12 protein-coding genes are annotated in these 12,327 nt (G+C 65.0%); 5 read left to right on the plus strand and 7 right to left on the minus strand.

Translation table 11 applies throughout. The features are described from left to right. Positions 1–20 precede the first annotated feature (20 nt). The gene (locus tag AC1DRP_RS14630) at positions 21–887 is read right to left on the minus strand and encodes a helix-turn-helix domain-containing protein (protein ID WP_476768825.1); all 867 of its coding nucleotides are present in this window, start codon (positions 885–887) and stop codon (positions 21–23) included. A 74-nt stretch (positions 888–961) separates the two neighbouring features. Next, positions 962–2,242 carry a cysteine desulfurase-like protein gene (locus tag AC1DRP_RS14635; protein WP_476768826.1) on the minus strand — a complete coding sequence of 427 codons (1,281 nt, stop codon included), beginning with the start codon at positions 2,240–2,242 and terminating at the stop codon, positions 962–964. Between the two features lie 271 nt (positions 2,243–2,513). Between AC1DRP_RS14635 and AC1DRP_RS14640 the strand changes: the two genes are divergently transcribed. The 4 genes from AC1DRP_RS14640 to AC1DRP_RS14655 all read left to right on the plus strand — a co-directional run bounded on the left by AC1DRP_RS14640 (position 2,514) and on the right by AC1DRP_RS14655 (position 7,064). Next, entirely contained in the window at positions 2,514–3,677 is a 1,164-nt protein-coding gene (locus tag AC1DRP_RS14640; RefSeq protein ID WP_476768839.1) for an ATP-binding protein, read from the plus strand. A gap of 109 nt (positions 3,678–3,786) precedes the next feature. Then, a complete protein-coding gene (locus AC1DRP_RS14645; protein WP_441493369.1) occupies positions 3,787–4,278 on the plus strand; it encodes a MarR family winged helix-turn-helix transcriptional regulator in 492 nt (163 codons plus the stop codon). Between the two features lie 61 nt (positions 4,279–4,339). Further along, positions 4,340–5,518, plus strand: coding sequence for an HlyD family secretion protein (locus AC1DRP_RS14650; protein ID WP_441507578.1), 1,179 nt, complete (start codon positions 4,340–4,342; stop codon positions 5,516–5,518). After that, positions 5,511–7,064 carry a DHA2 family efflux MFS transporter permease subunit gene (locus AC1DRP_RS14655; protein WP_441507579.1) on the plus strand — a complete coding sequence of 518 codons (1,554 nt, stop codon included), beginning with the start codon at positions 5,511–5,513 and terminating at the stop codon, positions 7,062–7,064. Before AC1DRP_RS14650 ends, AC1DRP_RS14655 begins: the two co-directional genes overlap by 8 nt. On the opposite strand, the gene AC1DRP_RS14660 is transcribed toward AC1DRP_RS14655, so the two are convergent. Continuing rightward, complete coding sequence (locus AC1DRP_RS14660) at positions 7,054–8,040, minus strand: Ldh family oxidoreductase (RefSeq protein WP_476768827.1); 987 nt, start codon at positions 8,038–8,040, stop codon at positions 7,054–7,056. The genes AC1DRP_RS14655 and AC1DRP_RS14660 overlap by 11 nt on opposite strands. Positions 8,041–8,255: 215 nt before the next feature. Beyond that, positions 8,256–8,636: a hypothetical protein gene (locus AC1DRP_RS14665; RefSeq protein WP_476768828.1), complete on the minus strand. Its 381-nt coding sequence runs from the start codon at positions 8,634–8,636 to the stop codon at positions 8,256–8,258. A gap of 482 nt (positions 8,637–9,118) precedes the next feature. Between AC1DRP_RS14665 and AC1DRP_RS14670 the strand changes: the two genes are divergently transcribed. Next, a complete protein-coding gene (locus tag AC1DRP_RS14670; RefSeq protein WP_476768829.1) occupies positions 9,119–9,859 on the plus strand; it encodes a class I SAM-dependent methyltransferase in 741 nt (246 codons plus the stop codon). A 168-nt stretch (positions 9,860–10,027) separates the two neighbouring features. Here the strand turns inward: AC1DRP_RS14670 and AC1DRP_RS14675 are convergent, their stop codons facing one another. From AC1DRP_RS14675 to AC1DRP_RS14685, 3 genes are all read right to left on the minus strand, one after another. After that, entirely contained in the window at positions 10,028–10,528 is a 501-nt protein-coding gene (locus AC1DRP_RS14675; RefSeq protein WP_069882881.1) for a DsrE family protein, read from the minus strand. 66 nt (positions 10,529–10,594) lie between these two features. Then, positions 10,595–11,236 (minus strand): hypothetical protein, encoded by a 642-nt coding sequence (locus tag AC1DRP_RS14680; protein WP_441507583.1) that lies wholly within the window; start codon positions 11,234–11,236, stop codon positions 10,595–10,597. Then, positions 11,233–12,273 carry a TAXI family TRAP transporter solute-binding subunit gene (locus AC1DRP_RS14685; RefSeq protein WP_441507584.1) on the minus strand — a complete coding sequence of 347 codons (1,041 nt, stop codon included), beginning with the start codon at positions 12,271–12,273 and terminating at the stop codon, positions 11,233–11,235. Before AC1DRP_RS14685 ends, AC1DRP_RS14680 begins: the two co-directional genes overlap by 4 nt. Positions 12,274–12,327 lie beyond the last annotated feature (54 nt).

The following is a 12,327-nucleotide window of genomic DNA, read 5'->3' on the forward strand; positions in this document are numbered from 1 at the left end:
CCTGCGGCCGGCGGTCTCGTTCAGCGTGCGGGGACCATACCTGCCGCTCCGCCGGAGCGGCTCGACACATCATCCTGCCTCTGGAGCGACATCAGGAACAGAGAGAACAGCTCCTGTTGCGTGGAAAGGCCGAGCTTGGCGTAGAGGTTCTGGCGGTGGGTCTTCACCGTCGTCACCGAAATGCCGAGATTGCGGCTGATCGACTCGCCCGAATGGCCCTTCAGGATCAGGTGGGCTACATCGCATTCGCGCGGGCTGAGTTTCCCTTTGCCGAAATCGCCCAGCAAGAGGTCGAAGGAGGCCCAATGCGTGTCACGCTTGCTGTCCTGGCGGCAATGCTGCCAGATTCGGCGGTAGATTGCCCCTATCAGGGGCTCGATGGTCCGCAGTGCCTCGCAGTCGGCATCGGAGAACCCGCCTAGGCTGGCCAGCCGATAAAAACTGATCTCCGCCATCTCGTCTTGGGGGAGTTCGACGGCGACGACCACCTCCTCCATCCCCGCCGGCCAGCCATAGGTGCGGTAGCCGAGTTCCTCGTCCACCTGTTGTTGGACCTTGAAGTGCCGGTAGTGGTCGGAGGTGAAATAGGCGTCCGGTGCGAGCTCCCGCAAGCGATAGATGCCCGCCTTCAGCCCGTTGRGATAGGCATTGTAGACCGGGTTGAGGATGTAGGTGCCGGCGATGTAAAGCTCGAGCGCTCGCTTTCCGGAGCGGTTGGCGAAGGTGTCGGCCACATAGACGGGGGCGGCCTCGCGCCGATAGACCACCGACATCGCTAGCTTGAAGGGGACGATGCGGTTGATCGCGTCCAGAAGCAAATAGGGGCTGTCGGAACGGTCAAACCGATCGATTGCGCGAGCGGCATCCAAGCTGAATGCCGCGATCATGCCCGCGTGTATCTCCCGATTCAACGCACTCAGTCCTCGTCCAGCTGCGTGACCCGCCTGTACTGCCGCCGGACTCAGGCTAACATGGCCGCATCCTGCCCAACAATCTTGGCGATCGCGGCAAGGGTCCGGTCGATCTCTTCGATCGTGTTGTAATGGGCGACACCCAGCCGAACGACGCCTTCGTCTTCGTCGAGCCCGAGCAGGCGCGCAGGCTCGAGCGCATAATTGTGCCCCGACCAGGCGCAGATGTCCTGCTCCGCCAGAGCTTTCGCGATGACATGGGTCGAGACATGCGAATGCGTGAAGGAAATTGTTGGTACCCGGTGAGCGAGGGAGGCCGCATCGGTGATGCCGCGGACGGTGACATGGGGCAGCCGCAGGAGCCCCCCGATCAGGCGGCGCGACAGCACGTTCTCATAGGCCTCGAAGCTGCGGTAAGCGCCCAAAAGCTTCTCGCGACGCGTTCCGTGGTGGCCGGTGGCCTCACCCAGCCACTCGAGATAGTCGACCGTCGCGGCAAGTCCGGCCAGAAGCTCCGTCTGCGGGGTGCCCGTTTCGAAGCGCTCCGGCAGGGCGTCGCTGGCGCAGCGACACTTGTACGGCTCCAGTTCGRCCAGCAGGCTCTCGCGCCCCCATACCATGCCGAGGTGCGGGCCGAAGAACTTGTAGGACGAGCAGGCCAGGAAATCGCAGCCCAATGCGTGGACTTCGGGAAGCCGGTGCGGCACCAGTTGAACCGCGTCGACATAGACCAATGCGCCGGCTTGCTTCGCGATGGCCGTGAGTGCGGCGACGTCGTTGATGGAACCCGTCATGTTGCTGGCGTAGTTGAGGGCGAGCAGGCGCGTACGGTTGCTGAGGAGTGGCCTGAGGTCCTCCGGCTCGATGCGCCAGCTGTCACGGTTGAAGGGCAGCCATTTGACCTCCAGCCCCAGGTCCCGCGCCATTAGCAGCCAGGGCGAGACGTTGCCCTCATGTTCCATGCGGGTGAGGATGATCTCGTCGCCCGGCCGGAACCGCCTGCCGATCGAGCGTGAGAGATGCAGCGTCAGCGTGGTCATGTTCTGGCCGATGACGATCTCGCGCTCGGATGCCGCCCCAAGCAGGTCGGCCACGGCCTGGTGCGCCTTGAGCCAGATGGCGTCAGCCCGCCTGGAACCGGCAAAGAACCCACCCAGATTGCTGCTGGCACCGGCCATGGCCGCGCCGACGGCGTCGATCACCTGCTGCGGGACCAGTGTTCCGGCGGGATTGTCGAGATAAATCGGCGGATTGGCGACCCTGGAAAGCGCCGGAAACCGGCTGCGTACACTCTCGACGGGGAACGTCTTGGACGGGGCTTGATCGTTCATTGCATGGCCTCGGATAGGATGTGGAGTGAACCCGCACCGCCTGTCATCGTGTGGATCCCAGCTACCCCATTCGATCTCGTGCGCACCATCATCCCTAAGGGGGAGGTCGCTGAGCCGGCGCCATTTGATCGGCGGGCTGTCTCAGATGATCGCGGGGAGCATCATCTTGCGAACCGGCTCGTCAACGCGGCCGCAGTCGGCTTCATCCTTTTCACTCCCTCAGGAAACGGATTACCTTGCAAATCGGGAATTCTCCTCCATAATTGCAAGGATGATACCGCGTCGCATTGCTTCTGAACTAACCCATCTGATCGACAGCTATCCGGCGGTCGCATTGCTGGGGCCACGGCAGGTCGGAAAAACGACCCTGGCCCACGAAATAGGTGAGACGCGCCCCTCGATCTATCTTGACCTGGAATCGGATGCCGATCGCGCCAAGCTGACCGAGCCCGAGCTCTATCTTGCAGGCCACGAAGACAAGCTGGTGATCCTTGACGAGGTGCATCGCCTGCCCGGCCTCTTTCAGAACCTGSGAGGATTGATCGACCGTGGTCGACGTGCCGGCCACCGGACAGGGCGCTTCCTGCTGCTGGGCTCGGCCTCGATCGAGCTTCTGAAGCAATCAGGCGAGAGCCTTGCGGGCCGGATTTCGTATCTTGAACTCGGGCCGATCAACGGTCTTGAGGTCCCTCGGGAGGATCTGAACAGGTTATGGCTGCGAGGTGGCTTTCCAGACAGCTTCCTGGCCGCCAGCGCTCGCGTGAGCCAGCGCTGGAGACAGGATTTCGTTCGTACCTATCTTGAGCGTGACATTCCGCAGTTGGGTCCTCGGATCCCGGCTGAGACTTTGCGGCGTTTCTGGACGATGCTCGCGCATCATCAGTCGGGCCTGCTGAATGGAGCGGAGCTGGCACGTTCCCTTGGCGTCGACGGCAAGACGGTCGCGTCCTATCTCGATCTCCTGGTCGATCTGCTTCTCGTCCGTCGCCTTGAGCCTTGGCACGCCAACGCCGGAAAGCGCTTGGTCAAATCACCCCGTGTATACGTCCGGGACAGTGGGATCACGCATACGCTCCTCGGCCTGGAAACGCTGGAGGACGTCCTCGGACATCCCATCGCCGGCGCCAGTTGGGAAGGTTTTGCGATCGAGACTCTTATCGCCGCCGTGCCACCTGGCACTCAGGCAAACTTCTATCGCACAGCTGCGGGCGCAGAAATCGATCTCGTGCTGACCCTGCCTGGACGGCGGCCCTGGGCGATCGAGATCAAGCGCAGCCTCACGCCGAAGGTGGAGCGAGGATTTCATCACGCTTGCGAGGATATCGCCCCCGAGCGACGCATCGTGATCTATCCGGGCGTCGAGCCATACCCACTCCGGGACGGAATCGACGTGATGCCGCTCGACCATGCCGCCCGAGCGTTGAGCGGGGGCTGAGCCGCATATCGATGCCCCGGCGAGGCGAACGCGACATTGAAACTGGCCAGACGAGTCGGGCGCATTGCAGAACCTAAGCTAAAATAATATATGGATGCTTATGAACAGCATGCCTAAAGCCCTGACCAAAGAGCAGCCCTCGCGCACTGTCGGTTTCCTCCTGCACGATGTCGCGCGACTGCTGCGCAAGCGCTTCGAGCAGAATGCCCGCGGGTTCGGGTTGGAGCTGACCCGGTCGCAATGGCAGGTGCTGGCCTATCTCGACAAGAATGAAGGCATCCGGCAGGGCGGCCTTGCCGAGTTGCTCGAGGTCGAGCCGATCACGCTCGGCCGCATCCTCGACAAGCTCGAAAGCTGCGGACTGATCGAACGCCGGCACGACGCCACGGACCGGCGCGTCTGGCGGCTCTCCCTCACAGAAAAGGCCGGGCCGACCCTCGCGACCATGCGCGAGCTCGGCGAGATCACCCGCGCCGAGGCCTTCGCCGACACCTCCGAAGCCGAGCGCGAGGCGCTCCTCGCCCTGCTCACGACGATGCGTGGGAACCTCTCGGCGGCCTGTGCGATGCCGCCAGCCGTAGGACCGAAGACCGATGGATGACACAGCGAGACAACCCGACCCCGTCCGGAACGACGGCTCGGATCCTTCTGCGGCCAGCAACGTGACCGAAATCCGCCGCCCCGAGCCGAGGCTGCCTTCGGCTCAGCCCGCCCCTGTCACTAAAGCTCCCGAGACCACGGCGCAGGCGCCTGCCCCGGCCAGCACCGCTCCCGCCGCCAAGCCGCGCAATCTGAAGCGCTCCATCCTCTTCGCATTGCTGCCCGTCGCGCTTGCCGCGGGCGGCTACTGGTACGTCGTCGGCGGGCAGGTCATGTCGACCGACAACGCCTATGTGCAAGCCGACATCGTCGGCATCTCGACCGACGTCGCCGGCATCGTTGGCGAAATCGACGTGCGCGACAACCAGCAGGTCAAGGCCGGGGACGTTCTGTTCAAGCTCGACGACGCGCAGTTCCGCTTCGCCCTCGACCGGGCGAACGCGCAGATTGGGGTGGTCCGCAACGATCTTGAAGCGCAGAAGGCGAACTACAAGGCGATGCAGAGCAAGATCGCCCAGGCCAGGACCGATATCGATTACTACACCACCGCCTTCAAGCGGCAGCAGGACCTCGCGACCAAGGCGGTGGCCTCGCAGGTGACCTATGATTCAGCCAAGCACGATCTCGATGGCGCCGTGCAGAAGCTCGCGCAGCTCCAGAGCCAGCTCATCGGTATCGCCGCCAGCCTGAACGGCAATCCCGATGCGCCGATCGAGGACCACCCTCGCTACAAGGACAGCGTCGCAGCCCGGGCCGAGGCTGCCCGCCAGCTCGATCACACCGTGGTCAAGGCGCCGATGGACGGCATCGTCACCAATGTGCCCTCGCTGCAGAAGGGGCAGTACCTTGCCGACGCGACCGTCGGCTTCAGCCTGGTCTCGGCCGACCATGTCTGGATCCAGGCGAACCCCAAGGAGACCGAGTTGACCTGGGTCCGCCCGGGACAGAAGGCGCGGGTCTATGTCGACACCTATCCCGGCGCCGAATGGACCGGCACGGTCGACAGCATCAGCCCGGCCTCGGCCGCAAGCTTTTCGCTGCTGCCGGCCCAGAACACCAGCGGCAACTGGGTCAAGGTCGTCCAGCGCATCGCCATGCGCGTCAAGATCGACACGCCCGCCGGCAAGCCGCTGTTGCGGGCTGGCATGAGCGTCGTGCTTGATGTCGATACCGGCCGCGCCCGCGGCCTGCCCAGCTTCGTCTCGGACCTCTTCGGCAAGACCGAGACTCACAATGGCTGATGGTGTCGCCACGGCGGCGACCCCCGTGGTCGCCAATCGCGGCGCCATCACCGTCTGCGTGATCCTCGCCGTGATCATGCAGGCTCTCGACACGACGATCGCGAATGTCGCGCTGCCCTATATCCAGGGCAGCGTCTCGGCCAGCGCCGATCAGATCAACTGGGTCCTGACCTCCTATATCGTCGCGGCCGCGATCATGACGCCGCCATCGGGCTTCCTTGCCGCCCGCTTCGGCAGGAAGCGCGTGCTCTCGGTCGCGATCATCGGCTTCGTCGTCGCCTCGATGCTCTGCGGCGCCGCGCAGTCGCTGACTCAGATCGTCGGCTTCCGCCTGCTCCAGGGCTTCTTCGGCGCCGCCCTGGTGCCGGTGTCCCAGAGCATCCTGCTCGACATCTACACGCCGGAGGAGCGCGGCTCGGCGATGGCGCTGTTCGGCGTCTCGGTCATGGTCGGCCCGGTGCTCGGCCCCGTCATCGGCGGCTGGCTGACCGAGAACATCTCCTGGCGCTGGGTCTTCTATATCAACCTGCCGCTCGGCGCATTGGCCCTGGCGGGCGTCGGGATCTTCGTCACCGAGACGAAATCGAACGCCTTGGCCAGGCTCGACTGGATCGGCTTCGGCGCGCTCAGCCTCGCCATCGCCTCGCTCCAGCTCTTCCTCGACCGCGGCGCCCAGCTCGACTGGTTTTCGTCGCTCGAGATCATCGTCGAGGCGACGGTCTGCGTCGCGGCGATCTACATCCTGGTGGTCCACACCCTCACGGCAGAGAACTCCTTCATCAAGCCGCGCCTGTTCCTCGATCGCAACTTCAGCGTCGGCATGATCTTCATCTTCATCGTCGGCATCACCTATCTCGCTTCGCTGGCGTTGATGACGCCCTATTTGCAGACGCTGATGGGCTACCCCGTCGTCACCGCCGGCATCGTCATGGGCCCGCGCGGCATGGGCACGATGCTCTGCATGTTCCTGGTCGGACGGCTGATCGGCAAGGTCGACATCCGCATCCTGCTCGGCGCCGGCCTGGCCGTYAGCGCCTGGGCGATGTACGACATGGCCGGCTGGACCCCGGACGTCTCGCAGCAGACGATCATCGTCACCGGCTTCATCCAGGGAGCGGGTCTGGGCCTGCTCTTCGTGCCGCTGACCACTGTGACCTTCTCCACGCTGCAGCCGCAGGATCGCGGCGACGCCACCGGCCTTTACAACCTGTCGCGCAATATCGGCTCCAGTGTCGGCATCTCGATCGTCAGCTATCTGCTCACCCGCAACGTCCAGGTGAACCACGCCGAGATCGCGACTTACGTCACGCCCTTCAACCGCATCTTCGAGATGCCGGCGATCAAGGAGGCCTGGGATCCGCTGACGCTGGCCGGGCGCGCCGCGCTCGACGAGGTCATCACGCGCCAGGCGATGATCATCGCCTATATCGACGATTTCAAGCTGCTGATGATCCTGTGCCTCGCGGCCATGCCGTTCCTCGCCCTGCTGGTCACCTCGAAGCAGAAGAAGGCGCCGTCGGATGACCATCCGATGGTCATGGAGTAGCGCGCCGCTGGCCCCGCCCGAGGGAGTATCGCGCGATCGCCTCCACCAGCGCATCGGGCAGCTCGATCTCCTGGCGAGCCGGCCTTTGTCCGGGAATATGGACGCCCTTGCCCGCCAGGCGTTCGAGATGCGCAGCCAGCCGGGCTGAAAAATCCGGAGCGAAGAGCTCCGGCTTCAGCGCGACGACCAGGAGCCCTACGCCGGGGGATTGGCTGCCGCCAGCGAAGGACGGCGCATCGAGCGACCAGTTCGCGCCGGTCATGCCGGCTGCCAGGGTTTCCACGATCAGCGCGATATTGGCGCCGCGCTCGCCCCCAAAAGCGAGAAGCGCTCCGGTGAGCGCCGCGCGTGGGTCGGTGGTGGGCTGGCCGCTCGCATCCACGGCCCAGCCCGGCGGTATCGCCTCGCCGGTCTCGGCGGCCTGCCTGATATTGACGAAGGCCGTCGCGCTCGTGGCCTGGTCAATGACCAAAGGCTGGCCGCCCGCGACGGGCGCGGCGAAGGAGAGCGGATTGGTGCCGTAGACGGCCTCCTGGCTCTTGCCCGCCGCCACCAGCGCCGGCCCATTGGCAAGGGCAAGCCCGATCAATCCTGCTTCGGCGAGACGGCGGGTGTAGTAGCCGAGTTCGCCGACCGTGTAGCTGTTCGCCTGGATCAGCAGCGCGAGGCCGTAGAGCCCGGCGCGCGCCTGCAATTCAGCAAAGGCGAGATCGAAACCGAGCTGGGCGATGCCTCCCCCGGCCTCGATCCGGATCGAGGCCGAGGTCGGAAAGCTGACCTCCGGGGTGACGGAGCCCGCGATCCGCCCGGCCGCGAGGCTATCGAGATAGTCCAGGAGATGCGCGAACCCGACAGAGGGACGACCCGACACTTCCGCAGCGATCGTCGCATCCGCGAGCGCTGCCGCGACAGCATCGCTGCCTCCAGCGGCCAGCACGGCGTGGCGCGCCATCTCGTGCGCGCCGTCTATCGTCATTCGCATCGCTGCCCCCGCCCCCCGCAAAAGCTGTGGCCCCATACCGGGGAAGAGCGGGGTTAAATCCAGCCTTGCGTTACGTCAACGACCGGAGCGGACGATCTGCGGACTGAAATGGCCGTAGTAAGGATAGGTGGCAGCTTGCGCACTCGCAGGCTGGCGCCATCCAAAACGGGATGACGATAGCTAGCGGGATGCGAGATGCGTGAAACGGATCAAAGACAGGTCCGGATCCCGTTCTTGACGATTTCTGGCCATTCCGGGCCGAGGGCTTCCCGCGCGTCGAGGGCGTTCTGATAGCCCGGCTCACCGTTCTTGAACATCATCACCGCGAGCTGCCTGTCATGGGTGCCGCTCACGATGGYCGGGCCAGGAACATAGGTGCTCCTGGCCTGATAGGTGTTGCCGGAGAACGAGCCACTGGTCTGGAAACTCCCCGGCATCTGGCTGACCGAGACATTGTTCTGAGACGCTGCGCCGCCAATGATGTAGCGGTCGTAGCCTGCCCTGATCGTCTCGATCGCGGCGCTCTTGGCTGCGACCTTTGCCGCCCCTTGAGGGCCGCAGGCCGGCGCAGCGCCGGCGTCGATCATCATGGTGTTCGCGAGGTTCGTGTCGCCGATGCACCGGCACAGCCGCCAACCAAAGCCGCGCAACCCAACACAGCAACCAAGAGCTTCATCGTCAGTCCCCCAACCCCGGCGATTCGTTCTCTTCAGACGCCGTTCCTGCCGTTCGGTAGCGACACGGTTCATGGCAGGCAATGGCCAATCGGGCCTACAGGGGCGCAATCGTCTCGGGTGCCGGGAAAGTCCGCTGCAGCGGCCGCCGATTGACCCCGGGGGATTGGACCGCGCTGCGACGTTGACAGGAATCGTGCCGTTCCCGATAAATCCGGGATGGTCGAGACGGATACGCATATCGTTGCCCGCGCTGCCGGCATCCCAACAGGCGGGATGCGGGACAGCCGATCGCTGCGTTAACACACGCGTATCGCGCCCCTGCAGCCTCGCCGGAAACGGACGGGGCCAATTTCACGCCTGTGCCTCGTCCATCTGAATGTGATGGAGTGAAAGACGTGGCACAGAACATCTATGACGATCCAAAATTCTTCGCCGGCTACAGCCAGCTTCCCCGACAGGTTCATGGTCTGGCCGGCGCGCCGGAATGGCCGGCGATCCGCGCCATGCTGCCCGGCCTGACGGGCAAGCGCGTCGTCGATCTCGGCTGCGGCTTCGGCTGGTTTGCCCGGTGGGCGCGCGAGCACGGGGCCGGGTCCGTGCTCGGACTGGACGTCTCCGAGAAAATGATCGCCCGGGCGATCGCGGATACCTCCGACGCGGGCGTCGCGTACGCAATCGCCGATCTCGAGCTGCTCGACCTGCCCCAGGCTGCGTTCGACTTCGCCTTCAGCGCGCTGACCTTCCACTATATCGCGGATTTCGGGCGCCTGCTGCGCATGGTGCATCGCTCCCTCACGCCAGGCTCCCAGTTCGTGTTCACGATCGAACACCCGATCTACATGGCGGCTACGCATCCGCGCTGGTGGACCGACGAGGACGGCCGTAAGACCTGGCCGGTGAACCGCTATGCGATCGAAGGCGAGCGCCGGACCAACTGGCTCACCGACGGCGTGCTCAAATATCACCGGACGTTAGCCACGACGCTCAACACATTGATCGCAACGGGATTTTCGATCCGCCAGGTCGAGGAATTTGCCCCGACAGCCGATCAGATCGCCGAGAACCCGGGCCTGGCGGCGGAATGCGAGCGGCCGATGATGCTGCTGGTCTCCGCAGAGCGCTCAGCGAGCGACTGATCGGCCGCGGCCATTCGCAGGACACTCTCGGCAACGGGGACGTTCCGTTGCGGAGAGGTTTGGTGGGGGAGCGCCTGGCACGACGCCGCGCGCTCTCCCCGCTAGCACGCAGTTGTGACGGGCATCGGCTGCGCCAAAAGCCGCAATCCACTTTTGGTCGCCGATGCTTCAGGGCCTGACATAGGTCCAGCCCTTCTCCTGCAGTTCCATGACGCGCACGACGCCGGATTTGACCAGCGTCGCCTCGGGGATCAGGCCGATCTCTTTGTTTTCCGTCTTGCTCATGTTCTCCTGGGTGTTGCCGCAAGCCTTGAATGAGATCGACGGCGTGCTCGCCGTGATCGCCTTGATCCGTGCCTTCACCGGCGAGGTATCCTCACGCAGCATGTGCAGGCCGGGGCCGAAGGTGACGATCTCGATCTCCACCTTCTCGCCGAGGTCCTTGTAGTATTGCGCCACGTTCGTCGCGTTGTTGAGCGCGAGATTCATCGTCGCCGGCTCGTTGGTGTTGACCTGCAGGATGAGCTGGTGCGGCTTCTTTTCCGCCGCGGGCTTTGCGGCCTGCGCCGTCACCTGCTTCTTCGGCTGCGCCAGCGCCGGCGGCACGACGATCAGCAACGCTGCGAGGCCGGCCAGCGAGACCCTCATGGCCTTGGCATATCCAGTCATGGTCTTCATCTCCCGTGGTTTGCGACGAGTTCGGCGACGGCTTGGGCGAGAAGGCTTGGGCGAAGACTACGGGTTCCGCGGCCTGGCGATGGCGCCCGGCCAGTTGCAGGCCGCGGCGACCTTCTCCCTCACCCGCTTCAGCCCGCCGAGCGCAAAGGTGCCGTCATGGGCAGCGCCGACACGCGGAGCGAGACGAATGGCGAGGTCGCCCTCGTCCGGCAGCGCCAGCAGGAGCTGCGCGACATCGCCCTTGAAGGCGACGCCGGCGCCGAACGAGGGCTGCGCGGCCGCCGCTTGCACCGACTGGCCGTCGTTGACGCGGTAGGAGATGGTGTAGTCCGTGCCGCCCTTGGCGAGCGCGGGGCCTGTGACGACGAGCTCGGTGCGGCCGCCACGGCAATGGATGGCGAGCTGGCTCAGCGCGCCGTCGGAACCGGTGCGGGCAGCCGCGGTGGCGGTGACGATCGGGCTATAATTCACCGGCGAGGTGGTTTCACTGATGATCCAGTTCTCCCCCCCGCGCGCCTGAGGCGCCGCCGGCTCCAGGCGCTGCGAGAGCGTGTCCAGGCATTTCAGCCGCTCGGCCTGCGCCATCTGGGAGCAGGCTCGCAGATGCGCCATCGGGTCGGGCGCCGCATTGGGTGCGCCTTGCGCGAGCGCGATCCCGCTTGCGGCGGCGAAGGCGACGGAGAGCGCGAAGGCCTTCATTGCAGCGCCCGCGGGGCGCGCGCCTGACGATCGAGCCATTGCTGCGCCGCCGAGAACCGCTCGAGCCCGGGCACGGTCGCGGCCAGGTTGATCGACTTCCATTTCGGGTCGAAGCCCGGCGCCTGGAGCTGGTCGATCCGGTTGAACAGCGTGTCGACGAAACGGGCGACGCGCTGATAGCGGTTGGTCTGGGGCTGCCAGTTGAAGGCGACGAGCGCAGTCGGCACCGAGATGGTCGGGACGCGCTCGCCGGCCTTGATCAGCCCGGGATATTCGCCCGCCTCCAGCACGGCCGGCAGATAATAATCCTCGAATTTGCTGTCATAGGGAACAGAGAGGAACTTGAATCCCGGCTCAAAACGGCCACGCACGAAGGCATCGACGGGCTTGGAGGTGATGAAGACGACCGCCGCCATCTCGCCCTTGCGCATCTGCTCCAGCGCGATCGGGTGGGGGATGAAGGTCTTCTCGGCGTTGATGCCGAGGCGRCTGAAGATCAGCGGGCCGGAATAGGCGGCAGCCGTGCCCAGCGTGTTGAAATTCACCTTCTTGCCGGCGAGGTCCTGCAGGCTCTGGATCTCCGGCCGGACAAAGATGTGCAGCTCCGAGGGGAAGAGATTGAGCACATAGGTGATCTGCCGCCGGATCTGCGGCATCTGGTTCCTGTATTCGTCCAGCGCGTCGGAATTGATGATCGCGGTGTCGATCCCGCGCAGATAGAGCAGCGAATTCAGGTTCTCGGTGGGCCCCCTGGTCACGATCGGCAGGACATGCAGGTTCGGCCCGTCATCGACGACGCGCGCCATCTCCGCCGCGAAGCGCAGCGGCGCCCCCTCGATCAGGCCGCCGGCGAGACCGACGGTCCAGGCATTCATCCGCTCCTTTTCCGCCTCAAAGGTCGGCGCGCGCCGCGGCGCAGCCCCGCGCACGGCCTCCAGCCGTGTCGTCTGCGCCTGCAGATCGCCTGGCGGGAGCGCCGGGACAAACAGGGTCAAGGCGGCGAGCAGGCACAGGCATCGTCCTGGAAACAGCGTCATTCCCGAACTCCCCTTTGGCATCCCCATTCGGCCATTCGGCCGTCTCCGCCCCCG

The sequence above is a fragment of the Allobosea sp. 01N443 genome, from assembly GCF_056399325.1.

Excerpts from the sequence above, each read along its gene's own strand:
- AC1DRP_RS14645 (WP_441493369.1), top strand. The coding sequence starts at position 3,787 with ATGCCTAAAGCCCTGACCAAAGAGCAGCCCTCGCGCACTGTCGGTTTC.
- AC1DRP_RS14660 (WP_476768827.1), bottom strand. The coding sequence starts at position 8,040 with ATGACGATAGACGGCGCGCACGAGATGGCGCGCCACGCCGTGCTGGCC.
- AC1DRP_RS14675 (WP_069882881.1), bottom strand. The coding sequence starts at position 10,528 with ATGACTGGATATGCCAAGGCCATGAGGGTCTCGCTGGCCGGCCTCGCA.
- AC1DRP_RS14680 (WP_441507583.1), bottom strand. The coding sequence starts at position 11,236 with ATGAAGGCCTTCGCGCTCTCCGTCGCCTTCGCCGCCGCAAGCGGGATC.